The sequence below is a fragment of the Ferribacterium limneticum genome (assembly GCF_020510625.1).
Classification (GTDB): domain Bacteria; phylum Pseudomonadota; class Gammaproteobacteria; order Burkholderiales; family Rhodocyclaceae; genus Azonexus; species Azonexus limneticus_A.
Genome location: NZ_CP075191.1, coordinates 2,726,757 through 2,748,775, shown reverse-complemented (window position 1 = coordinate 2,748,775; position 22,019 = coordinate 2,726,757). Strand labels below are relative to the sequence as shown.

Annotated in this window: 20 protein-coding genes and 3 pseudogenes; 18 read left to right on the top strand and 5 right to left on the bottom strand. The window is 57.7% G+C overall.

The window, feature by feature from the left end:
• Genes rfbB through rfbC form a run of 3 tightly spaced genes read left to right on the top strand, consistent with a single transcriptional unit; the run spans position 1 to position 2,485 of the window.
• A complete protein-coding gene (rfbB, locus tag KI617_RS13130; protein ID WP_226446956.1) occupies positions 1-1,068 on the top strand; it encodes a dTDP-glucose 4,6-dehydratase in 1,068 nt (355 codons plus the stop codon).
• Positions 1,065-1,949 (top strand): glucose-1-phosphate thymidylyltransferase RfbA, encoded by an 885-nt coding sequence (gene rfbA / locus KI617_RS13125; protein ID WP_226446954.1) that lies wholly within the window; start codon positions 1,065-1,067, stop codon positions 1,947-1,949. The genes rfbB and rfbA overlap by 4 nt, the downstream gene beginning before the upstream one ends.
• Entirely contained in the window at positions 1,949-2,485 is a 537-nt protein-coding gene (gene rfbC / locus KI617_RS13120) for a dTDP-4-dehydrorhamnose 3,5-epimerase (RefSeq protein ID WP_226446952.1), read from the top strand. The genes rfbA and rfbC overlap by 1 nt, the downstream gene beginning before the upstream one ends.
• A 404-nt stretch (positions 2,486-2,889) precedes the next feature.
• Here the strand turns inward: rfbC and tnpC are convergent, their stop codons facing one another.
• The 3 genes and pseudogenes from tnpC to tnpA all read right to left on the bottom strand — a co-directional run.
• Positions 2,890-4,410 carry an IS66 family transposase gene (tnpC, locus tag KI617_RS13115; protein ID WP_226446950.1) on the bottom strand — a complete coding sequence of 507 codons (1,521 nt, stop codon included), beginning with the start codon at positions 4,408-4,410 and terminating at the stop codon, positions 2,890-2,892.
• A gap of 64 nt (positions 4,411-4,474) precedes the next feature.
• Positions 4,475-4,822: an IS66 family insertion sequence element accessory protein TnpB gene (gene tnpB, locus KI617_RS13110; RefSeq protein ID WP_226446949.1), complete on the bottom strand. Its 348-nt coding sequence runs from the start codon at positions 4,820-4,822 to the stop codon at positions 4,475-4,477.
• Positions 4,819-5,133: pseudogene (gene tnpA / locus KI617_RS20560) on the bottom strand (IS66-like element accessory protein TnpA); the annotation flags it as partial. The pseudogene tnpA and the gene tnpB, both read right to left, overlap by 4 nt.
• A 170-nt stretch (positions 5,134-5,303) precedes the next feature.
• Here tnpA and KI617_RS13100 point away from each other — a divergent pair.
• The 15 genes and pseudogenes from KI617_RS13100 to KI617_RS13030 form a co-directional block, all read left to right on the top strand.
• Positions 5,304-5,699, top strand: a pseudogene (locus KI617_RS13100) (integrase core domain-containing protein); the annotation flags it as partial.
• A 45-nt stretch (positions 5,700-5,744) separates the two neighbouring features.
• Positions 5,745-6,829, top strand: a pseudogene (locus KI617_RS13095) (IS5 family transposase).
• A 250-nt stretch (positions 6,830-7,079) separates the two neighbouring features.
• Positions 7,080-9,011, top strand: coding sequence for a bifunctional 3-phosphoshikimate 1-carboxyvinyltransferase/cytidylate kinase (locus tag KI617_RS13090; RefSeq protein ID WP_226446947.1), 1,932 nt, complete (start codon positions 7,080-7,082; stop codon positions 9,009-9,011).
• 92 nt (positions 9,012-9,103) lie between these two features.
• Positions 9,104-10,783 (top strand): 30S ribosomal protein S1, encoded by a 1,680-nt coding sequence (gene rpsA / locus KI617_RS13085; protein WP_226446945.1) that lies wholly within the window; start codon positions 9,104-9,106, stop codon positions 10,781-10,783.
• A gap of 12 nt (positions 10,784-10,795) precedes the next feature.
• On the top strand, positions 10,796-11,080 hold the full coding sequence (locus KI617_RS13080) for an integration host factor subunit beta (RefSeq protein ID WP_011287042.1): 285 nt from the start codon (positions 10,796-10,798) through the stop codon (positions 11,078-11,080).
• A 70-nt stretch (positions 11,081-11,150) separates the two neighbouring features.
• Positions 11,151-11,432, top strand: a complete 282-nt coding sequence (locus KI617_RS13075) for a LapA family protein (RefSeq protein ID WP_226446944.1) — start codon at positions 11,151-11,153, stop codon at positions 11,430-11,432.
• Complete coding sequence (gene lapB, locus KI617_RS13070; protein WP_226446942.1) at positions 11,429-12,601, top strand: lipopolysaccharide assembly protein LapB; 1,173 nt, start codon at positions 11,429-11,431, stop codon at positions 12,599-12,601. Before KI617_RS13075 ends, lapB begins: the two co-directional genes overlap by 4 nt.
• A 9-nt stretch (positions 12,602-12,610) precedes the next feature.
• The gene (locus KI617_RS13065) at positions 12,611-13,930 is read left to right on the top strand and encodes a UDP-glucose dehydrogenase family protein (protein ID WP_226446940.1); all 1,320 of its coding nucleotides are present in this window, start codon (positions 12,611-12,613) and stop codon (positions 13,928-13,930) included.
• A 3-nt stretch (positions 13,931-13,933) separates the two neighbouring features.
• Positions 13,934-14,872: a D-glycero-beta-D-manno-heptose-7-phosphate kinase gene (rfaE1, locus tag KI617_RS13060; RefSeq protein WP_226446938.1), complete on the top strand. Its 939-nt coding sequence runs from the start codon at positions 13,934-13,936 to the stop codon at positions 14,870-14,872.
• A gap of 9 nt (positions 14,873-14,881) precedes the next feature.
• Entirely contained in the window at positions 14,882-15,880 is a 999-nt protein-coding gene (gene rfaD / locus KI617_RS13055; protein ID WP_226446936.1) for an ADP-glyceromanno-heptose 6-epimerase, read from the top strand.
• A complete protein-coding gene (gene cysM / locus KI617_RS13050; RefSeq protein ID WP_226446934.1) occupies positions 15,873-16,772 on the top strand; it encodes a cysteine synthase CysM in 900 nt (299 codons plus the stop codon). Before rfaD ends, cysM begins: the two co-directional genes overlap by 8 nt.
• Positions 16,769-17,554 carry a 3'-5' exonuclease gene (locus tag KI617_RS13045; RefSeq protein WP_226446933.1) on the top strand — a complete coding sequence of 262 codons (786 nt, stop codon included), beginning with the start codon at positions 16,769-16,771 and terminating at the stop codon, positions 17,552-17,554. Before cysM ends, KI617_RS13045 begins: the two co-directional genes overlap by 4 nt.
• Positions 17,555-17,615: 61 nt before the next feature.
• The gene (gene ppa / locus KI617_RS13040; RefSeq protein WP_226446931.1) at positions 17,616-18,164 is read left to right on the top strand and encodes an inorganic diphosphatase; all 549 of its coding nucleotides are present in this window, start codon (positions 17,616-17,618) and stop codon (positions 18,162-18,164) included.
• Between the two features lie 6 nt (positions 18,165-18,170).
• Positions 18,171-19,787, top strand: coding sequence for an NAD+ synthase (locus KI617_RS13035; RefSeq protein ID WP_226446925.1), 1,617 nt, complete (start codon positions 18,171-18,173; stop codon positions 19,785-19,787).
• 24 nt (positions 19,788-19,811) lie between these two features.
• Positions 19,812-20,150, top strand: coding sequence for a P-II family nitrogen regulator (locus KI617_RS13030; protein WP_226446924.1), 339 nt, complete (start codon positions 19,812-19,814; stop codon positions 20,148-20,150).
• Positions 20,151-20,204: 54 nt separating this feature from the next.
• Here KI617_RS13030 and KI617_RS13025 read toward each other — a convergent pair whose 3' ends face one another.
• Entirely contained in the window at positions 20,205-20,975 is a 771-nt protein-coding gene (locus KI617_RS13025) for a Smr/MutS family protein (RefSeq protein ID WP_226446923.1), read from the bottom strand.
• A gap of 5 nt (positions 20,976-20,980) precedes the next feature.
• Positions 20,981-21,943: a thioredoxin-disulfide reductase gene (trxB, locus tag KI617_RS13020; RefSeq protein ID WP_226446922.1), complete on the bottom strand. Its 963-nt coding sequence runs from the start codon at positions 21,941-21,943 to the stop codon at positions 20,981-20,983.
• Positions 21,944-22,019 lie beyond the last annotated feature (76 nt).

Here is a 22,019-nt window from a genome sequence, read left to right as displayed (position 1 = left end):
ATGACTATCCTGGTCACTGGCGGTGCCGGCTTTATTGGCAGCAATTTCGTTCTCGACTGGCTGGTCCAGTCAGACGAAAAAGTCATCAACCTCGATGCGCTGACTTACGCTGGCAATCTGGAAAATCTGGTGTCGCTTGATGGCGATGCGCGCCACTTTTTTGTCAAGGGCGACATCGGCGATTTTGATCTTCTTGCCAAATTGCTGGCCGAGCACCAACCCCGTGCCGTCGTCAATTTTGCCGCCGAATCCCATGTTGATCGCAGCATTCACGGCCCGGAAGATTTCATCCAAACCAACATCGTCGGCACCTTCCGATTGCTCGAAGCTGTACGTGCCTTCTACGGTCAATTGGAGGAAACAGCAAAAAACGAATTCCGCCTCCTGCACGTCTCCACCGACGAGGTGTACGGCTCGCTTGCTGCTGATGCCCCAGCCTTCACCGAAACCCACCAGTACGAACCGAACAGCCCGTACTCCGCCAGCAAGGCCGCCAGCGATCACCTCGTGCGGGCATATCACCACACCTACAGCCTGCCGGTGCTGACCACCAATTGCTCCAATAACTACGGCCCCTACCACTTCCCGGAAAAGCTGATCCCGCTGGTTATTCACAATGCGCTCGCCGGCAAGCCGCTGCCCATCTACGGCGACGGCCAGCAGATTCGTGACTGGCTCTATGTGAAAGACCACTGCAGCGCCATCCGCCGCGTCCTCGAAGCCGGCTGTCTCGGTGAAACCTACAACGTTGGAGGTTGGAATGAAAAGCCCAACCTTGAGGTCGTCCATACCCTGTGTGCCATCCTCGACGAACTCAGCCCGCGCGCTGACGGTCAGCTCTACAAAGAGCAGATCACCTACGTCACCGACCGGCCCGGCCATGACCGCCGCTACGCCATTGATGCCACCAAGATCGAGCGCGAACTCGGCTGGAAACCGGCGGAAACCTTCGAGACGGGAATCAGGAAGACGGTGCAGTGGTATCTGGACAACCAGGCCTGGGTTGCCAATGTGACCAGTGGCGCCTACCGCGAATGGCTAGGCAAGCAATATGGAGAAACGAAATGAGTCAGCGAAAAGGCATCATCCTCGCTGGTGGCTCCGGCACTCGTCTTTATCCAGCAACCCTGTCCGTCTCCAAGCAGCTACTGCCGATCTACGACAAGCCGATGATCTACTACCCGCTGACCACGCTCATGCTGGCGGGCATCCGGGACATCCTGATCATCTCCACCCCGCAAGACACCCCGCGCTTCGAGCAATTGCTCGGCGACGGCAGCCAGTGGGGCATCAATCTTCAATACACCGTCCAGCCCAGCCCTGATGGTCTTGCCCAAGCCTTCATCCTAGGTGCTAATTTCGTCGGGAATAACCCCTCGGCCCTGATCCTTGGCGACAATATCTTTCATGGCCACGAATTCAGTGAACTGCTGCAAGGCGCTAACGCCAGCCAGCAAGGCGCCACAGTCTTTGCTTACGCTGTTACCGATCCCGAGCGTTATGGTGTCGTCGAGTTCGACTCGAAAAAACAAGCCATCAGCATCGAAGAAAAACCGAAACAACCGAAGTCAAGATACGCCGTCACCGGCCTCTACTTTTACGACAACAGCGTTGTCGACATCGCCCGGAGCATCAAGCCCAGTACCCGTGGCGAACTCGAAATCACCGACGTCAATCGCGTCTACCTCGAGCAACAAAAACTCAAGGTCGAAATCATGGGCCGCGGCTACGCCTGGCTCGATACTGGCACTCACGACAGCCTGCTCGAAGCCGGCCAGTTCATCGCCACCATCGAGAAGCGCCAAGGTCTCAAGGTCGCCTGCCCTGAAGAAATCGCCTGGCGTCAGAACTGGGTGAGCGACGAAAAACTCGAACAACTGGCAGAAAGCTACGCCAAGACTGGCTATGGTCAGTATCTGTTCAATCTTCTGAAGGAAAAGGTGTTCTGATGAAAGTCACGCCGACCCGGATTCCCGATGTCCTGATCATCGAACCCAAAGTTTTCGGTGATGATCGGGGTTTCTTCTTCGAAAGCTTCAACCAGAAGGCTTTCAACGAAGCTGTCGGACAGGATATTACCTTTGTCCAGGACAACCACTCGAAAAGTGCGAAGAACGTTCTGAGAGGAATGCATTATCAAATATCACCCAAAGCCCAAGGCAAACTTGTCAGAGTCGTGCAGGGTGAAGTTTTTGATGTCGCGGTCGACCTGCGAAAAGAGTCAAAAACCTATGGACAGTGGGTGGGTGAGATATTGAGTGCAGAAAACAAGAAGCAGCTCTGGATTCCGCCGGGGTTTGCCCATGGATTTTTGACGCTAAGCGAAACGGCAGAGTTTTTTTACAAAACCACCGATTACTACTCGCCGGAACATGAGCGCTGTATTGCATGGAATGATTCAACGATTGGTGTGGATTGGAAGTTGATAGCGACACCGGTTCTTTCGCCAAAGGATAAGATTGGCTTGAACTTCATCGACCAGTAGTTTTGGAGTTCCAAGCAATAGGGTGAGAAGCTGTACGTAGAACTGCTTGCGGATGATGAAACTACCCTTACGGTGCCGCACCCAAGTTGCGAATTGCTCGTTTTTCGGATGATTTGACTGCCGAGGAGTACGAGGATTTGCTGAACTGGTTGCGGGCTGCGATTCATCCGACTTCTGAGGTGAAATCCGGATTGCGGCGATTTGTTCCTGAGTATGTTGCCGATTTGGCAGCTAGCTGGCTGTTGAAAAACCATCATCTGCAAACGAATCTGGCTTCTTGATGAAGAAGCTGGCATTCAGTTTCTTCCTATCAAGAGGCGATTGTCTCGATGCAGTCGTTCTTACGCAATTCACACCATATTCGTAACCGTCCGGCCACCACCGTCTTTCCGAGTTAATCGGAATCAGGCTGCAGCAGCGTGATGCTCGGTCTTGGCGATCCGCTCGGCGACACGCCAAGGCAGCAGGTCGTCGAGTTCGCTGATTCGGTAATCAGCAATTCGCTCAATGACGAAACGCAGATAGGCTTCCGGGTCGAGGTCGTTGAGTTTCGCTGAGCCGACCAGGCTGTAAATCGCGGCAGCGCGATCACCACCGGCATCAGAACCCGCAAACAGGAAATTCTTGCGTCCAAGCGCCACCGCCCGTAGCGCCCGTTCAGCCGCATTGTTGTCGATCTCGATGCGCCCATCCGAGGCATAGCGGATCAGTGCCTGCCAATGATTCAAGGCGTAGCCGATGGCATCCGCCAGGCCGGATTTCTTTGAGAGTTGTCGTCGCGTGTCCAGTAACCAGGCATGGAGTTCTTCGAGGATAGGCTTGGCCTGTTCCCGTCCTTTGAGCCTGACATCTGGCGGTTGTCCGCGAACCTTGCTTTCAATCGTATACAAGGCTGCGATTCGTTTGAGTGCCTCGGCGGCAATCGGTGAGCCTTGGGCCTGGTGAATCTCGAAGAACTTGCGGCGGGCGTGGGCCCAGCATGCGGCTTCCAGAATGTCACCCGTGGCATACAAAGCATCGAAACCGGCAAAGGCATCGGCTTGCAGAATCCCCTTGAAGGATTTTAGGTGGCTCTGCGGATGCTCGCCCTTGCGATTTGGTGAGTAGGCAAACCAGACGGCGGGCGGCATGTCGTTCCCGGCCGGCCGATCATCGCGGACATAGGTCCATAACCGCCCGGTCTTGGTCTTGCCATCGCCCGGGGCGAGCACCGGCACCGGCGTATCGTCGGCATGCAGCTTCTCGCCGGCCAGCACGTGGTGACGCAGCCGTTCCAGCAAGGGGCGCAGCAGCGCTGAACATTGCCCGACCCATTCGGCCAGGGTCGAGCGTTCCAGATCAACGCCTTCCCGAGCATAACTACCGCTCTGCCGATACAAAGGCAGGTGATCGCAATATTTGGCGACCAGCACATGGGCCAGCAATCCAGACCCTGCCATGCCTCGGGCAATCGGCCGACTGGGTGCCAGTGCCTGAACGATGGTGTCGCAACGGCCACAAGCCAGCTTCGGCCGAACATGGCGAATAACCCGGAAGCTGGCAGGTACGTAGTCGAGTACTTCCGAGACATCCTCACCCAGCGGCTTGAGATGACCGCCGCAGTCCGGGCAGCAGGCGTGCTCAGGCAGATGAACCACGGTGTCGTGTGGCAAGTGATCCGGCAGTGGTTTGCGGACTGGTTTGCCGGGGACTTCTTCGGCCGGGGTGATTTCCGGGATGCCGGCCCGTTCCGCTTTGCCGGTTTCGAGTTCTTCCAGCGCCAGTTCGAGTTGCCCGACCATCTCGTCGATCTTCTCGGAGCTCTGGCCGAACTGCATACGACGCAGCTTGGCGATGATCAGTTTGAGATGCTCGATTTCTGCTTGCTGGGCGACCACCATGGCTTGCAAGGTCGTGGTGTCGCGGGGCAGAGGAGCGCTGTTCATGCGGCGAGTTTACGCGAATAGCCCACGGGTGAACAGCCCCGCCAGCCAAGGTTTTCCAGCTTTCTTATGCGGCCCGTTCCGGTTGCCCGGTGCGACTCGGGCGACGCCAGTCGATGCCCTCCAGAAGCATGGAAAGTTGGGCGCCTGAGAGGTGCACCGAGCCCTCGCTGGCCTGTGGCCAGATGAAGCGGCCGCGCTCCAGGCGCTTGGCAAAAAGGCAGAGGCCATCGCCATCCCACCAGAGCAGTTTGACCAGATCACCGCGGCGACCGCGAAAGACAAAGACGTGACCGGCAAAGGGATCGGCGGCGAGTTTCTCCTGAACGATGCTGGCCAGACCATCAAAGCCGCGACGCATGTCGGTCAAGCCGGCGGCGAGCCAGATCCGGGTGCCGCTGGGTAGCCCGATCATCGCTGCTGCAGCGCCGCGAGAACCAGCCGCAGCACCTCGGCGTCAGGGCGGCCTTCGATGCGAACGCGAACTTGCCCGAACTCAATCGTCAGACACCCTGTGCTGGCAGAGCTGCTGGCTGCCGGCAACTGATCGCTGACCATCAGCGGCGTGAGGGTGACCGGCAACAGCGCTGGCTTCACTTCGGGCAGCAGCCCCTCACGGTAGATCTTGCGCCACAAAAATACCTGGTTGGCGTTGACACCGTGTTTGCGGGCAATCTGTGCAACCGAGGCACCTGGCTGCAGCGTTTCTTCAACGATCGCTCGCTTCTGCGCCAACGGGTGATGCCGGTAGGGGCCTCGCCGCTTCGAGGCCATGACTGCCTTTGAATTTGTGTCCATAAATCCCTTCGTGGGCACAAATTTGAGGTGCCCGTCCGCGAGGTATCTTCAGACAACGAAGCTTCGGTGGAAAGACGGTTGTGGCCGGACGCTTACCCATATTCACGGACAACGGCATCCAATTTGCCGTACGCAAGGGAACAGAAGGTAATTGGTGCATTCTGTTTGATCGTGTCTGCAATGCCCATGAAATTGAACATCGCCTGACCCAAGTGTGTTACCCATGGACGAATGGACAGGTGGAGCACATGAATCGAACCATGAAGGACGCCACGGTAAAACGTTACTACTACCAGACGCATGACCAGTTGAAAGCCCATTTGCAGACCTTTTTGATGGCCTACAACTTCGCCTGGCGATTGAAGAGGCTAAAGGGGCTGACGCCCTATGAATTCGTCTGCAAAATCTGGACAAAAGAGCCTGAGCGATTCAGGATCAATCCGATCCAGCACACCGTGGGACTAACAGGTTGCTCAAAAACTCTGACCATTTGATGCCAATGAGATAATGGCTCCATTGTCAGGTTGAGATTGAAGAAGATGAGAACGGCCGATACGACCCAATACACGATGTTTAGTTATCGGAGTCTGGAAGAACGGATTCCGGCTGGACACCCGTTGCGTCAATTACGGGCATTGGTTTGATGGCATTCTGGGTTCGATGAACGGCGCGTTTGCGAAGCTTTACTCGCACACTGGCCGACCGGGGATTCCGGCGGAGCGTCTGTTGCGAGCTAGTTTGATTCAGGTGCTGTTCTCTATTCGCTCTGAGCGCCAACTGATGCAGCACATTGAGTACAACCTGCTGTACCGCTGGTTTGTTGGCCTGTCGATGGATGAAGGTGTTTGGGCGGCGACCAGCTTCACAGAGAACCGGGAGCGGCTCTTCACGGAAGAGATCATGCGCGAATTTTTCGACAAGGTGGTTGCGCTGGCGCATTGGAAGAAGCTGACTTCCAACGAGCATTTCACGGTTGACGGCACCCTGATCGAAGCCTGGGCCTCGATGAAGAGCTTTGTCCCCAAGGATGGCTCGGGGAAACCGCCGGAAGGTGGCGGCAAGAATCCGAGCATTGATTTCAAGGGCGAGAAGCGCAGTAACGAAACCCATGCCTCGACGACAGATGATCAGACTCGTCTCTTCAAGAAGAGCGAAGGCGATAAATCCCGGCTGTGTTACATGGGGCACGCCCTGATGGAGAACCGCAACGGGCTGGTGGTGGATGTTGAAACCACGCAAGCGAGCGGCAAGGCCGAACGTGAGGCCGCCTTGACGATGGCACGTCGCACGATCAAAACCGGTAACGCTGGGTGCGGACAAAGGCTATGACACAGCCGATTTCGTGAAATCGATGCGCGAGACAAAGGTCACGCCGCATGTCGCTGCGAAGAAGTCGGGTTCGGCAGTTGATGGCCGGACGACCCGGCATGCGGGTTACGCGGTCAGCTTGAAGAAGCGCAAGCGGGTTGAAGAAATCTTTGGTTGGGCGAAGACCGTCGGTGGTCTGCGCAAAACCCGTTTTGTTGGCTTGGCAAAGGTCAAGGCGCAAACCGCCTTCACCTTTGTTTGTTACAACCTGACCCGGATTGCAGCGCTGTTCGGCTGGCGATTGTCTGCGACATAGGGCGAAATCCGCCCGCTGTTTGCCAAAAGGCAGGCAGCAACCCCGAATGAGGCCAAAAAACTGCCTGAAATTCAGTTTTCAAGGCACCACAAGGGAAATGTCTCAGATTTTTACTCATCGTCAGCTGTGAATAGCCGAAGGCATCGTCGGGTTTTTGAGCAACCTGCTAAACATCTAGAGAATAACAGGAGCGGTTTCGATCTTTTCCTGAGGCGAGTAGACTACGGCCTTTTTCGGTAGCCACCCGCCCATGGAATTTCTCGACCTCCCTCAATTGCTTTCTGCCTGCGGCACGGTTCGCCTGCCTGGCTCAAAAAGCATCTCCAACCGTGTTCTCCTGCTGGCAGCGCTGTCAGATGGTGAGACGGAGGTCCGCGATCTTCTGGCCTCCAACGATACGGAGCGCATGCTGGAAGCGTTGAAGATGCTAGGCGTAGGCGTTCAGCACCTCGGTGGCGAAAACTGGTCAATCAAAGGTTGCGGCGGTCTGATCCCCGTCAAGCAGGCTGAGCTGTTTCTCGGGAATGCCGGCACGGCCTTTCGCCCTCTAACCGCGGCTTTGGCGCTGGCCGGTGGCGACTATGTCCTCAAGGGCGTAGCGCGGATGCACGAACGGCCGATCGGCGATTTGGTCGATGGACTGCGTCAGCTAGGGGCTGATATCACTTATCTTGGCAACGAAGGTTTCCCGCCCTTGCATTTGAAACCGGCAAGTATCCAGCCGGGTGGGGTGGTCAAGGTGCGCGGCGATGTTTCCAGCCAGTTCCTGACGGGCTTGCTGATGGCACTGCCGCTGACCGGTGAAACGGTTGTCGTTGAAGTGGTCGGCGAACTGATTTCCAAGCCATATATCGAAATTACCCTGGCGACGATGGCGCGTTTTGGCGTGATCGTCGAGCGGGAAGGTTGGCAGCGGTTTACCGTTCGCGCCGGCAGTCGTTATGTTTCGCCGGGAACGATTTTTGTCGAAGGCGATGCATCGTCAGCTTCCTATTTTCTGGCGCTGGGCGCCATCGGTGGCGGTCCGGTTCGCGTTGAGGGCGTAGGTCGCGATTCGATCCAGGGCGATGTGAGGTTCGCTGAGGCACTGGCCAAAATGGGTGCCCAAATCGAGATGGGGCCGAACTGGATGGAAGCGCGGGCACCTCAATCCGGCTTGGTGGCGGTCGACCTTGATTGCAACCATATTCCCGATGCAGCGATGACCTTGGCGACGGCGGCACTCTTTGCCAAAGGAACAACCACGCTGCGCAACATCGCCAGTTGGCGGGTCAAGGAAACCGACCGGATTGCCGCGATGGCGACGGAGTTGCGCAAACTGGGTGCAGTGGTTGAGGAGGGTGAAGACTACATTTGTGTCACGCCAGCCAGTTTGAAACCAGCTTTAATCGATACCTACGACGACCATCGGATGGCCATGTGTTTCTCGCTGGCCGCCTTTGGTACGCCCTTGCGCATCAATGATCCGAAGTGTGTAGCAAAGACTTTTCCAGATTATTTCGAACGCTTTGCCAAGGCCACCACGGCGGCGCCGGTGATTGCCATTGATGGCCCGTCGGCTTCCGGTAAGGGCACAGTTGCTGCCCGTATTGCCGCTGCTTTGGGTTACGACTATCTGGATTCGGGTGCCCTGTATCGATTGACCGCATTGGCAGCTCAACAGGCGGGGGTCGATTGGGCTGACGAAACGGGTGTGGCGGCGATTGCTGCCGGACTTGATGTCGAATTTTCCGAGAGCGATGTTCGTCTGAGCGGCACCCCGGTTGGAGATGCAATCCGTACCGAAGAAATTTCGGCCGGCGCCTCCCGGGTTGCCGCCCTGCCTGCCGTGCGCGAGGCTTTGCTGTTCCGGCAACGGGCGTTCAACAAGGCTCCCGGCTTGGTCGGCGACGGGCGCGACATGGGTTCCGTGATCTTCCCGCGAGCTGTGCTCAAGGTCTTCCTCACGGCGAGCGCCGAAGCTCGTGCCGAGCGTCGGTATAAGCAGTTGATCGAAAAAGGATTATCTGCTAATCTCGCGGACCTTCTGTCAGACTTGAGGCAACGTGACGAGCGCGATTCGCAGCGCAGCGTGGCTCCACTCCGGCAAGAGGCAGATGCCAAGCTGCTCGACACCACGCATCTCACCATCGAACAGGCGGTGAATCAGGTGTTGGACTGGAGCAGGGAAGCGTTGCAGTAAGGTGTTGCCGGTCAGGTGGCCGGTAATTTGTTTCAAACCCTAACCCGCTGTGGATTTCACGGTTCGCAGCAGCATGAAAGTTCTCTCCGTCAATGGAATCTTTTGCTCAACTATTTGAAGAATCCCTGGCTCGCCAGGAAATGCGTCAAGGCGAAGTCATCACTGCAGAAGTGGTGCTCATCGATCACAATTTCGTTGTGGTCAATGCCGGCCTGAAATCGGAATCCTATGTTCCGCTCGAAGAATTCCTGAATGATCAGGGCGAACTCGAAGTCAAGGTGGGCGATTTCGTCCAAGTGGCTATCGAAATGCTGGAAGACGGCTACGGCGCTACGCGCCTGTCCCGCGATCGCGCCAAGCGCATCGCTGCCTGGAACTTCCTGGAAGAAGCCCTGAACAACAACTCCCTGGTTACCGGCACCATCACCGGCAAGGTCAAGGGCGGTCTGACTGTCATGTCCAACGGTGTTCGCGCCTTCCTGCCGGGTTCCCTCGTCGACATGCGTCCGGTCAAGGACACCACGCCGTACGAAGGCAAGACCATGGAGTTCAAGGTCATCAAGCTTGACCGGAAGCGCAACAACGTCGTGATGTCCCGCCGTGCCGTGCTCGAAGCCACCGCTGACAAAGATCGCGAAAAGCTCCTCGAGAACCTCAAGGAAGGCACCACCGTCAAGGGTATCGTCAAGAACATCACCGACTACGGTGCATTCGTCGACCTCGGCGGTATCGACGGCCTGCTGCACATCACCGATCTGGCCTGGCGCCGTGTCCGTCACCCAAGCGAAGTGCTCAATGTGGGTGACGAAGTTACCGCCAAGATCCTCAAGTTCGACGCCGAAAAGAACCGCGTCTCCCTGGGTATGAAGCAACTGGGCGACGATCCGTGGGTCGGTATTGCCCGCCGTTACCCGGCCGGCACCCGCCTGTTCGGCAAGGTCACCAACCTGACCGACTACGGTTCATTCGTTGAAATCGAACAAGGCATTGAAGGCCTGGTTCACGTTTCCGAAATGGACTGGACCAACAAGAACGTTCATCCGTCCAAGGTTGTCCAGCTCGGCGACGAAGTCGAAGTCATGATCCTCGAGATCGACGAAGAGCGTCGCCGTATCTCCTTGGGTATGAAGCAGTGCCAAGCCAATCCTTGGGACGACTTCGCGATGAACCACAAGAAGGGTGACAAGGTTAAGGGCGCCATCAAGTCGATCACCGACTTCGGCATCTTCATCGGTCTGCCTGGTGGCATCGATGGCCTGGTTCACCTGTCCGATCTGTCCTGGTCTGCGACCGGCGAAGAAGCCATCCGCAACTTCAAGAAGGGCGACGAAGTCGAGGCAGTTGTTCTCGGCATCGACGTCGAGAAGGAGCGTATCTCCCTCGGCATCAAGCAACTCGAAGGCGATCCGTACACCAACTTCATCGCTACCCACGAGAAGAACAGCATCGTGCGTTGTACCGTCAAGACGGTCGATGCCCGCGGTGCCGTGCTGACCCTGGACGGTGAAAACGAAGGTTACTTGCGCGCTTCCGAGTTCTCGCGTGATCGTATCGACGACCTGTCGCAGCACCTGAAGGTGGGCGATACCGTTGAAGCCATGATCATCAACGTGGATCGCAAGACCCGTGGTATCAACCTTTCCATCAAGGCTAAGGACAATGCCGAACAGCACGAAGCCATGCAGAAGTTGTCTGCAGAGTCTTCCGCCGCTGCTTCTGGTACGACCAACCTGGGTGCCCTGCTGAAGGCCAAGCTCAACCAGCAAGGCTGATAAGGCAAAAGCATGACCAAATCCGAGCTCATCGCCCAGCTGGCGGAGCGTTTTCCGCAGTTGGTGGCGAAGGATGCTGATTTTGCGGTCAAGATGATTCTCGATGCGATGTCCGAAGCACTTGTGCGAGGAGATCGTATCGAGATCCGTGGATTCGGCAGCTTTGCGCTCAACTACCGTCCCCCGCGTGTTGGACGCAATCCCAAATCGGGGGAAAAGGTCAGCGTGCCGGCGAAGTGGGTTCCCCACTTCAAGGCCGGAAAAGAATTGCGAGAAAGGGTCGATCAGGCGATCTAGCGCCGGACTTGGCCTAATGTGGTAGATTCAGGGCAGTGAATGATTTCACTGCCCTTTTTTATTGAATGTCATGACAGTATTGACTTGGGCCATCCGGCTCATCATCTTCGCCTTTCTGGTTATTTTTGCGGCCCAGAATACCGATCCGGTCAGCCTTCGCCTTCTGCCAGGGCAGGTCTGGCAAGCTCCGCTGGTGATTGCCTTGCTGGCATTCTTTGTCGGGGGTGTGATTCTTGGTGCGCTCTCCCTGCTTGGTGTGATTTTTCGCCAACGGCGTGAAATCTCGCGTCTGAAACGCACATCCAGTCGGGTGCCGGTAACGGCCAAAGTGGAAGAGCCACCCGTTGTATGAATGAGTTTTTCGATTACTGGCAGTTGTTGCTTATCCCGGTTTTTTTTGGCTTGGGATGGGCTGCGGCTCGCGTTGATATGCGCCAGGTGGTGCACGAGTCGCGCTCGTTACCGCGTTCATATTTTCAGGGCTTGAATTTCCTGCTCAACGAGCAGCCGGACAAGGCCATTGACTCATTTCTTGAAGTCGCCAAGGTTGATTCTCAGACCGTTGAGTTGCATTTCGCGCTGGGAAATTTGTTCCGTCGGCGGGGTGAAACCGAGCGCGCCATTCGCATGCACCAGAACCTGATCGACTTGCCGGATCTTGAAGAACGTGTCCGATTGCAGGCACTGTCAGAACTGGGGCAGGACTATCTGAAGGCCGGCCTGCTCGACCGGGCCGAAGATATATTCAACAAACTTCTCGGTACTTCCTTCGAGGAGGAGGCCAAGCGCAATCTGTTGGAAATCTATCAGGTCGAGAAGGAGTGGCTGAAGGCGGTCGGGATTGCTCGGGAGTTGCCGGATGTCGCCTCGCATCGTGAGATCGCCGAGTATTACTGCGAACTGGCGGCTAACGAGATCATGCGTTCGCGTCCGGATACCGCGCGTGAATACCTTGACGTGGCTATGCAGGAGAACCGGAAATGTGTTCGTGCCAGCCTGTTGCAGGGAGATTTATTGCTGCAGGAGGGATCAACGACTGATGCCATTGAAGCCTGGCAGCGCATCGAGCAGCAGGATCCCGCGTATCTTGCCCTGGTTGCCCAGCGCTTGCTAGAAGCCTACCGCAAGCTGGAGCGGCCGGCGGAGGGCATTGCATTGCTCAGTGGTTATCTGGAACGCTATCCATCGCTGGATCTGCTGGAAGTGGTCTATCAACTTGTTCTGGAGAATGAGGGAACCGAGGCTGCCTATCGTCTCGTCCGTGCCGAGTTGCAGCGCAATCCGACCTTGCTGGGGCTGGAGAAGTTGATGAGTGCGCGCCTGCCCTTGGTTGCACCGGAAGTGCGTCCGGACGTTGAGTTGGCCAAGACCATCATCCAGGGCTATACCAAGCGTCTGTCTCGCTATCGGTGCGATAATTGCGGTTTCAAGGCCCGCCAGTTCTACTGGCGCTGTCCGGCCTGTGGCGGTTGGGAAACTTATCCGCCGCGCCGTGGCGAAGAATTCGATCAATCCTTGTAGGAAAATCTCATGAAAATCACCGTCGTCGGTACCGGCTATGTAGGACTGGTCAGTGGCACCTGTCTGGCCGAAGTAGGCAACGATGTCCTCTGTCTCGATCTCGATCCCAACAAGATCCGCATTCTTGAAGACGGCGGCATTCCGATTCACGAGCCGGGCCTGCTAGAAATGGTCCGCCGCAATGTCGCCGCAGGCCGCCTGCACTTCACCACCAATGTCGAAAAGGCCGTCCAGCACGGCACCATCCAGTTCATCGCCGTCGGCACCCCGCCTGACGAAGACGGCTCCGCCGACCTCCAGTACGTCCTTGGTGCCGCCCGTAACATCGGCCGCCTGATGACCGACTACAAAGTCGTTGTCGACAAAAGTACCGTCCCGGTCGGCACCGGTGCCAAGGTCAAGGCCGCCATCGCCGACGAACTGCAAAAGCGTGGCATCGACATCCCCTTCAGCGTCGTCTCCAACCCAGAATTCCTCAAGGAGGGCGCCGCCGTAGAAGACTTTATGCGTCCGGACCGCATTGTCGTCGGTGCCGAAGAAGAACAGGCCATCCACCTGATGCGTGCCCTCTATGCCCCGTTCCAGCGTAACCATGAGCGTCTGATCATCACCGACGTCAAGAGTGCCGAGCTCACCAAGTACGCCGCTAACGCCATGCTGGCTACTCGTATCAGCTTCATGAACGAACTGGCCAACCTCGCCGAAGTCCTTGGTGCCGACATCGAAATGGTTCGCCAGGGCATCGGTTCCGACCCCCGCATCGGCTACCACTTCCTCTACCCAGGTTGTGGCTACGGCGGCTCCTGCTTCCCCAAGGACGTCAAGGCACTGATCGCCACCGCCCAGGACGACGCCAACATCACCCTCAAAGTGCTCACCGCCGTCGAAGAAGCCAACGACGCCCAGAAGCACATCCTGACCAAGAAACTCAAAGCCAAGTTCGGTGACCTCAAAGGCAAGCACTTCGCCCTCTGGGGCCTGGCCTTCAAGCCCAACACCGACGACATGCGTGAAGCCCCCAGTCGCGAACTGATTGCCGACCTGTTTGAAGCAGGTGCCACCGTCACCGCCTACGACCCCGTCGCCATGCCCGAAACGCAACGCATCTACGGTGACGAAGCCCGTCTGCAATACGCCGAAAACCCGATGGGCGCACTCCAGAACGCCGATGCGCTACTCATCGTCACCGAGTGGAAAGAATTCCGCAGTCCGGATTTCGAAGAGATCAAGAAAGCCCTGAAGACCCCGGTGATCTTCGATGGCCGCAACCTGTACGACCCGAAGTTCGTGCGTGGTTCGGGCATCGAGTATGTGGCAATCGGGCGTTAAACGATGAGTAGCAACTTGCTGGAAAAACTGTCGCAGGTTCGTCTGCTGGTCGTTGGCGACGTGATGCTGGATCGCTACTGGTTTGGTGAGGTCAGCCGGATTTCTCCGGAAGCGCCGGTGCCCGTGGTCAAGGTCGAGCGGATGGAAGAGCGCCTTGGTGGCGCCGCCAACGTAGCGCGTAATGCGGCGTCGCTGGGGGCGGTTTCTGCCTTGCTTTCGGTTGTAGGTGACGACGAGGCCGGACGCACTCTCGGGCGACTGCTCGACGAAGGCCAGATCGATGCGGCTCTGCACATTGATCGCGAGATCGATACCACGGTCAAGCTCCGCGTCATCGGGCGCCAGCAGCAGCTACTGCGCATCGATTTTGAAACGACCCCATCGCACGAAATCCTGAAGGCCAAGCTGGCCGATTTCGAGCAACGTGTCGTCCAGGCCGATGTCGTGATCCTCTCGGATTATGGCAAGGGCGGTCTGACGCATATTGCCGAGATGATCCGCATCGCCCGTTCCTATGACAAGCCGGTCTTGGTCGATCCGAAGGGCGATGAATGGGGAAAATATGCCGGTGCCACGGTCATTACGCCGAACCGCTCGGAGCTGCGGGAAGTGGTCGGTCGCTGGTCTTCCGAGGAAGAGTTGGCTGCCAAGGCGCGCAAGCTGCGCGGCGAGCTTGGTCTCGAAGCCTTGCTGGTCACCCGCAGTGAAGAAGGAATGACCCTGTTCGCCGATGATGCGGTGCATCACCAGCCAGCACTGGCGCGTGAGGTTTTCGATGTGTCCGGGGCCGGAGATACGGTCATCGCCACGCTGGCGGTGATGATTGCCGCCGGCGCCGATTGGGACGAAGCCATTCGTGTGGCCAACATCGCCGCTGGCATCGTTGTCGGCAAACTCGGCACTGCTGTGGTCAGCCGCGAAGAACTCATCGCTGCACTGTAAGGAAAAATCATGTACATCGTCGTCACCGGCGCCGCCGGCTTCATCGGTTCCAATATCGTCAAGGCGCTCAACGAGCGCGGCATCACGAACATCATTGCCGTCGATAATCTGACCAAAGCTGACAAGTTCAAGAACCTGATCGATTGTGAAGTCGTCGACTATCTCGACAAGAACGACTTCATCGAGCGTATCCAGGCCGGTCATTTCGATGGAGAAATCGACGCCATCCTGCACGAAGGCGCTTGTTCCGACACCATGGAGACGGACGGCCGCTACATGATGGAGAACAACTACCGTTACTCCATGATTCTGCTCGACTGGTGCCTGGATCAGGACGTTCAGTTCCTGTATGCCTCCAGCGCGGCGACCTACGGATCCAGCGGTACTTTCAAGGAAGAGCGCCAGTACGAAGGGCCGCTCAACGTCTACGGTTATTCCAAATTCCTGTTTGACCAGATCGTTCGTCAGCGCCTAGCCCAGAAACCCTCGTCGCAGATCGTCGGTTTTCGCTATTTCAATGTTTATGGCCCGCGTGAAACGCACAAGGGACGCATGGCTTCGGTCGCCTTCCACAACTTCAACCAGTTCCGCGCCGACGGCAAGGTCAAGTTGTTCGAAGGTTCGCACGGCTACCCGGATGGCGGCCAGCAGCGGGATTTTGTCTTCGTTGGTGACGTCGCCAAGGTCAATCTGTTTTTCCTTGATCACCCTGAAAAGTCTGGCATCTTCAACCTCGGTTCCGGCCGTGCACAGAGCTTCAACGATGTTGCGGTGGCGGCGGTCAACGGCTGCCGCAAAGCCAGAAATGAGTCGGCGTTGTCGCTGGACGAATTACGGGCACAGGGTTTGCTGGAGTACGTTGCCTTCCCCGAGGCCCTGAAGGGCAAGTATCAGGCATTCACGCAGGCTGATCTGAGCAAACTTCGTGCTGCCGGTTACGACGCGCCGATGGCCACGGTTGAGGAGGGCGTCTCCCAATATATCGAGTGGCTCAATCGCAATGTATAAAACCCTGCAGGATTTTGTCGGAAACACGCCGCTGGTACGTCTGGTACGCATTCCTGGTGCTGACAACGACAAGCGGGGTAACGTCATTCTCGCCAAGCTGGAGGGCAATAACCCGGCAGGTTCAGTAAAAGACAGGCCGGCGCTGTCGATGATCGCCCGTGCCGAAGCGCGTGGCGACATCAAGCCCGGCGACACGCTGATCGAGGCGACCTCGGGTAATACCGGCATCGCGCTGGCTATGGCGGCGGCGATCAAGGGGTACCGGATGATCCTCGTCATGCCGGAAAACCAGAGCGTCGAGCGCCGGCAAAGCATGCGTGCCTACGGCGCCGAACTGGTTCTGACGCCCAAGGATGGTGGCATGGAGCTGTGTCGCGATGTGGCCGACAAGATGCGCGATGAAGGCAAGGGCATCATCCTTGATCAGTTCGCCAACCCAGATAATCCGCTGGCCCATTACGAAGGCACCGGCCCGGAAATCTGGCGTGATACCGAGGGGAAAATTACCCATTTTGTTTCCAGCATGGGCACGACCGGGACGATCATGGGGACCAGTCGTTTCTTGAAGGAAGCGAACCCGGCCATCCAGATCGTTGGTTGCCAGCCGGAAGAGGGCAGCCAGATTCCCGGTATCCGCAAGTGGCCAGAAGCCTATCTGCCGAAAATTTTCGACAAGACCAATGTCGATCGCGTCGAGTACGTCAGTCAGGCCGATGCCGAGGCGATGACCCGGCGGCTGGCGATGGAAGAGGGCATTTTTGCCGGTATTTCCTCTGGCGGTGCATTGTCTGTGGCGCTGCGCCTGTCGCAGCAACTGGAGAATGCGGTGATCGTGTCGATCATCTGTGATCGGGGTGACCGTTATCTCTCGACAGGTGTTTTCCCGGCATGAAGCCTGTTTTGATTTTTGACATCGAAACGATTCCCGATGTCGCCGGCCTGCGCCGCTTGAATGATCTGCCGGGCGAGCTTTCCGATGACGAAGTCGCCGAGCTGGCCTTCCAGCAGCGCCGGGCCAAGACAGGTAACGACTTCCTGCAGTTGCATCTGCAACGCGTCGTGACTATTTCCTGTGTGTTGCGGACCAGTGAGGGATTGAAGGTCTGGTCGCTGTCCGAGCCGGATCTGAACGAAGGGGCGATCATCCAGCGCTTTTTCGACGGCATCGAGAAATTCACGCCGCAGATCGTTTCGTGGAATGGTGGCGGGTTCGACCTGCCGGTACTGCACTATCGCGGCATGCTGCACGGCGTCTCGGCGCCACGCTATTGGGATCTCGGTGATGGCGACTACGCTGACTCGCGTGATTTCAAGTGGAACAACTACATCAGCAGGTATCACACCCGTCATCTCGATCTGATGGATCTGCTGGCGCTTTATAACGGCCGGGCGAATGCGCCGCTTGATGATCTGGCCAAGCTGTTTGGTTTTCCCGGCAAGCTCGGTATGGATGGCGGCAAGGTCTGGGAGGCCTGGCAGGCTGGCAAGATTGCCGAGATTCGCGATTACTGCGAGACCGATGTCATCAATACCTATCTGGTCTATAACCGTTTCCGTCGCCTACGCGGTGAATTGACGGCCGAGGAAGAAGTCGCCGAAGGCGAATTCGTCAAGGCGCAGCTGGCCAAAATCGGTACGCCGCAATGGCAGGAGTTCCTCGCTGCCTGGCAATGAGAAAGGCCAGTCCGGCGTTATAATCGCAAGTTCTCAAAACCTAAACGCAGAGAGATACAACATGGCTCTTAACAACGTTCCTTCCGGCAAGTCCCTCCCCGACGATTTCAACGTCATCATCGAGATTTCCGCTCATTCCGAGCCGGTCAAGTACGAAGTTGACAAGGAAAGTGGCGCGATCTTCGTCGACCGCTTCATGTCCACGTCCATGCACTATCCCTGCAACTACGGCTACATCCCGCACACCATTGCTGGTGACGGTGATCCGGTCGACGTGCTGGTCGTTGCTCCGTTCTCCCTGCCGCCGGGCGTTGTCGTCCGTTGCCGCCCGCTGGGCCAACTGTCGATGACCGACGAAGGTGGCAACGATGCCAAACTGCTGGCCGTGCCGGTCGACAAGCTGACCCCGCTGTACAAGGACGTCAAGTCCATCGAAGACATGCCGGAACTGCTGCGCAAGCAGATTTCCCATTTCTTCGAGCACTACAAGGATCTGGAGCCGGGCAAGTGGGTCAAGGTCAATGGCTGGGAAGATATTGATGCCGCCCGCAATGAAGTCATGGAAGGCGTCCAGCGTTTCAACGACGCCAAGGACAAGCCAAACTACTAAGCCATTATGTTGCGTATCGCCGTTGCCCAGTTCAACGCTACCGTCGGTGACCTGACGGGCAACGTCGAACGCATCATCAAATGCGCTAGCGAAGCTAAAGCCCGCGGCGCCCAGGTACTGCTGACGCCGGAACTGGCGTTGTGCGGCTACCCGCCGGAAGACCTGCTGCTGCGCCCGGATTTCTACCGGGCCTGCCAGCGGGCTCTCGACGATCTGGCCTCCCGTGTTGAAGGTATCGCCGTCGTTGTCGGGCATCCGGAAGAGTATGAAGGTCGCTGCTACAACGCGGCCACGGTCATTGAAAATGGCCGGAGCAATGCGGTCTACCGCAAGATGCGCCTGCCCAATTACGAAGTTTTCGACGAAAAGCGCTATTTCGAGCCCGGCACTGAAGCTTGCGTTGTCACGCTGGCTGGCGTGCGTTGTGGTATCAACATCTGTGCCGACATCTGGGAAGCCGGAGCCGCCGAACTGGCGCACAAGGCCGGCGCCGAATTGTTGCTCGTACTCAACGCTTCGCCTTGTCATCTCGAAAAACATCAGCAGCGCATTCAGGTGCTTGGCGACCGGATTGATGCGACGGGGATTCCCGCTGTTTATTGCAATCTGGTCGGTGGCCAGGATGAGCTGGTCTTCGACGGTGCCTCTTTTGCGCTTGATACACGGAAAAACTGCTGCATGCGCCTGCCACAGTTCGAGGAAGCGCTGGGTATCGTCGATTTCGACGCCGGTCGCTTGCGTTCGGACGACATGGCTGACGAACTCTCGCTTGAGGCCGAGGCCTACCGGGCGCTGGTTGTCGGCGTGCGTGACTATATCGGCAAGACGGGTTTCAAGGGCGCGATCATCGGCCTGTCTGGCGGTATCGACTCGGCTTTGACGCTGTGTGTGGCGGTCGACGCGCTGGGGGCCGACAAGGTCCGCGCCGTGATGATGCCGTCGCCCTATACCGCGCAGATGAGCCTCGACGATTCGCGCGAGATGATCCGCGTTCTCGGTGTGCGCTATGACGAAATCGCCATCGCGCCAGCGATGGAAGTCTACGGCGCTATGCTCGATCCGTTGTTCGCTGGCTTGCCGGCTGATACGACTGAAGAGAATATCCAGGCGCGCATCCGCGGCAATATCCTGATGGCGCTGTCGAACAAGACTGGCGCGCTGGTGCTGACGACAGGCAACAAGTCGGAAATGGCAGTCGGCTACTGCACGCTGTACGGCGACATGGCTGGTGGTTTTGCAGTGATCAAGGACGTCTACAAAACGCTGGTCTATCGCCTCTCGGTTTACCGCAATACCCTGTGCCAGGGTGATCCGGTTATTCCGGAAAACATCATCGTCCGGCCGCCATCGGCCGAACTGAAGCCTGACCAGACCGACCAGGACTCGCTGCCGCCGTATGAAGTCCTGGACGCCATCGTTCGCGCCTACATGGAAGAGGATCGCAGTCCGCGCGAGATTATTGCCGCCGGCCTGCCGGAAGCGGATGTGCGGCGTGTCGTGTGTCTGCTGCGGATTGCCGAATACAAGCGCCGGCAGGCGCCAATCGGCATTCGCATCACACCGCGTGGTTTTGGCAAGGATTGGCGGTATCCTATTACCAACCGGTATTCAGACGAATTTTAAGAACTTGCATAGAGGAATCAGCCCATGAAGAAAATCGAAGCCATCATCAAGCCGTTCAAGCTCGACGAAGTGCGCGAAGCCCTGTCTGAAATCGGCATCAGCGGCTTGACTGTGACCGAAGTCAAAGGCTTTGGCCGTCAGAAAGGTCATACCGAACTGTACCGTGGTGCGGAATATGTCGTCGATTTCCTGCCCAAGATCAAGATCGAGATCGTCGTCAATTCTGACAATGTCGAGCCAGCCATTGAGGCCATCATCAAGGCGGCACGCACCGGCAAGATCGGTGACGGCAAGATTTTCGTAATGCCGGTTGAGCAGGTAGTGCGCATCCGTACAGGCGAAACCGACGAAGCGGCCGTCTGATGACACATCTGCGGTCATTATCGACCGCAGGGTAGTACCAGAAAGAAGGGTGACTCAGGTCGCCCTTTGTTTTTTCGGGGCGCGCAGCAGGACGAGCATGGCGCCTTCGCCGCCGTCGTGTGGCTTGGCCTGGCAGTAGGCCAGGACTTCTTCGCGCTGGGCCAGCCAGCCACGGACCAGTTGGCGCAAGATCGAGAGTTTCTGGGGCGAGCCCAGACCCTTGCCGTGCACGACCCGGATGCAGCGCCTTCCGTGATGCAGGCATTCAGCCAGGAAAGTGGCGAGCAATTGGCGTGCTTCGTCTCGGTTCAGGCCATGCAGATCGATTTCATCCTGAACGACCCAGCGCCCCCGCCGTAGATCGCGCAGAACGGTCTGGGCCAAGCCTGTCCGCAGATAGTGCGGCTCATCGCCACCTTCCAGTCGATCCTGCAGACCAATGTGGCCGTGCAGGCTTTCATGCAACGCCGCTCGTTCGTCGGCAATGTGTTGCAACGGGCGGGGTGGCGGTGGGCAAGTGCCGTGCTGGACGAGATTGGGCGCGGGTAGCGGCTGGACGCCGGCCATTGCGGCTTGAAATGCGGCGTGGTCCGGATTGAGCGGTTTGCTCTGGTCCGTGTCTTGCGACGAGCCGGGGGCATTCCAGTGTGCAGGCAAAGCGTTGTCGCGACTTTTTTTCGGCGACGGCGGGCGTTTCTCGTCGGTCGATGGCCGGACCAGGACTGGCCGTTTCGGTTTGGTCAGATGAACGCGATTAACCGGCGGCAGTGGCTCGATATCGGCCACCGCCGCCTGGAAGGCTGCGAGGTCTTCCGGGTCGATCAAGCGAGTCAGGCGTGGCCGAGGTTGTCCAGGTAACGCTCGGCATCGAGCGCTGCCATGCAGCCCGAGCCGGCCGAGGTGCAGGCCTGCTTGTAGATCTGGTCCTGTACGTCGCCAGCGGCAAAGATGCCGGGAATGCTGGTTTGTGTGGCATTGCCGTTGCGGCCGGCCTGGGTGACCAGATAGCCGTTGTCCATTTCGAGCTGGCCGGCAAAGATGTCGGTGTTCGGCTTGTGGCCGATGGCGATGAAGACGCCGTGTACATCGACCTTCTGCGTCTCGCCGCTCTTGACGTTCTTGACCGACAGGCCGGTGACGCCGGAGTCATCACCGAGCACTTCGTCCAGCGTGCTGTTCCACAGGATCGTGACCTTGCCTTCTGCGGCTTTCTTGAACAGCTTGTCCTGCATGATCTTTTCGGCCTTGAATTTCTCGCGGCGGTGGATCACTGTCACATGGCTTGCAATGTTGGCCAGGTAGAGTGCTTCCTCGACGGCGGTGTTGCCGCCACCAACCACAGCGACCGGCTTGTTGCGATAGAAGAAGCCGTCACAGGTGGCGCAGGCCGAAACCCCCTTGCCGGCGAAGGTTTCTTCGGAGGGCAGGCCGAGATACATGGCCGAAGCACCGGTCGCGATGATCAGCGCGTCGCAGGTGTAAGTGCCGGCGTCGCCGATCAGCGTGAAGGGCTTTTCTGTCAGCTTGGTGGTGTGGATGTGGTCGAACAGGATTTCGGTTTCGAAGCGACGGGCATGGGCTTCGAAATTGGCCATCAGCTCCGGGCCCTGGATGCCATCGGCCGCAGCCGGCCAGTTATCGACCTCGGTGGTGGTCATCAATTGGCCTCCCTGGGCCATGCCAGTGATCAGCACCGGCTTGAGGTTGGCGCGGGCAGCGTAGACAGCAGCGGTGTAGCCGGCTGGGCCGGAACCGAGGATGATGAGGGGATTGTGGCGGGCATTCTGGGACATGACGATCCTCTTGGGTGACTGATCGGAAAATTATAGCGTTGTCTGAGCTTCCAATTTTTCCGAAGTTCTTATGTAA

Excerpts from the sequence above, each read along its gene's own strand:
- rfbB (WP_226446956.1), top strand. The coding sequence starts at position 1 with ATGACTATCCTGGTCACTGGCGGTGCCGGCTTTATTGGCAGCAATTTC.
- ppa (WP_226446931.1), top strand. The coding sequence starts at position 17,616 with ATGGCTCTTAACAACGTTCCTTCCGGCAAGTCCCTCCCCGACGATTTC.
- cysM (WP_226446934.1), top strand. The coding sequence starts at position 15,873 with ATGTATAAAACCCTGCAGGATTTTGTCGGAAACACGCCGCTGGTACGT.
- rfaD (WP_226446936.1), top strand. The coding sequence starts at position 14,882 with ATGTACATCGTCGTCACCGGCGCCGCCGGCTTCATCGGTTCCAATATC.
- KI617_RS13035 (WP_226446925.1), top strand. The coding sequence starts at position 18,171 with ATGTTGCGTATCGCCGTTGCCCAGTTCAACGCTACCGTCGGTGACCTG.
- rfbA (WP_226446954.1), top strand. The coding sequence starts at position 1,065 with ATGAGTCAGCGAAAAGGCATCATCCTCGCTGGTGGCTCCGGCACTCGT.
- rpsA (WP_226446945.1), top strand. The coding sequence starts at position 9,104 with ATGGAATCTTTTGCTCAACTATTTGAAGAATCCCTGGCTCGCCAGGAA.
- lapB (WP_226446942.1), top strand. The coding sequence starts at position 11,429 with ATGAATGAGTTTTTCGATTACTGGCAGTTGTTGCTTATCCCGGTTTTT.
- KI617_RS13065 (WP_226446940.1), top strand. The coding sequence starts at position 12,611 with ATGAAAATCACCGTCGTCGGTACCGGCTATGTAGGACTGGTCAGTGGC.
- rfaE1 (WP_226446938.1), top strand. The coding sequence starts at position 13,934 with ATGAGTAGCAACTTGCTGGAAAAACTGTCGCAGGTTCGTCTGCTGGTC.
- tnpB (WP_226446949.1), bottom strand. The coding sequence starts at position 4,822 with ATGATCGGGCTACCCAGCGGCACCCGGATCTGGCTCGCCGCCGGCTTG.
- KI617_RS13080 (WP_011287042.1), top strand. The coding sequence starts at position 10,796 with ATGACCAAATCCGAGCTCATCGCCCAGCTGGCGGAGCGTTTTCCGCAG.
- KI617_RS13030 (WP_226446924.1), top strand. The coding sequence starts at position 19,812 with ATGAAGAAAATCGAAGCCATCATCAAGCCGTTCAAGCTCGACGAAGTG.
- KI617_RS13090 (WP_226446947.1), top strand. The coding sequence starts at position 7,080 with ATGGAATTTCTCGACCTCCCTCAATTGCTTTCTGCCTGCGGCACGGTT.
- KI617_RS13045 (WP_226446933.1), top strand. The coding sequence starts at position 16,769 with ATGAAGCCTGTTTTGATTTTTGACATCGAAACGATTCCCGATGTCGCC.
- tnpC (WP_226446950.1), bottom strand. The coding sequence starts at position 4,410 with ATGAACAGCGCTCCTCTGCCCCGCGACACCACGACCTTGCAAGCCATG.
- trxB (WP_226446922.1), bottom strand. The coding sequence starts at position 21,943 with ATGTCCCAGAATGCCCGCCACAATCCCCTCATCATCCTCGGTTCCGGC.
- rfbC (WP_226446952.1), top strand. The coding sequence starts at position 1,949 with ATGAAAGTCACGCCGACCCGGATTCCCGATGTCCTGATCATCGAACCC.
- KI617_RS13075 (WP_226446944.1), top strand. The coding sequence starts at position 11,151 with ATGACAGTATTGACTTGGGCCATCCGGCTCATCATCTTCGCCTTTCTG.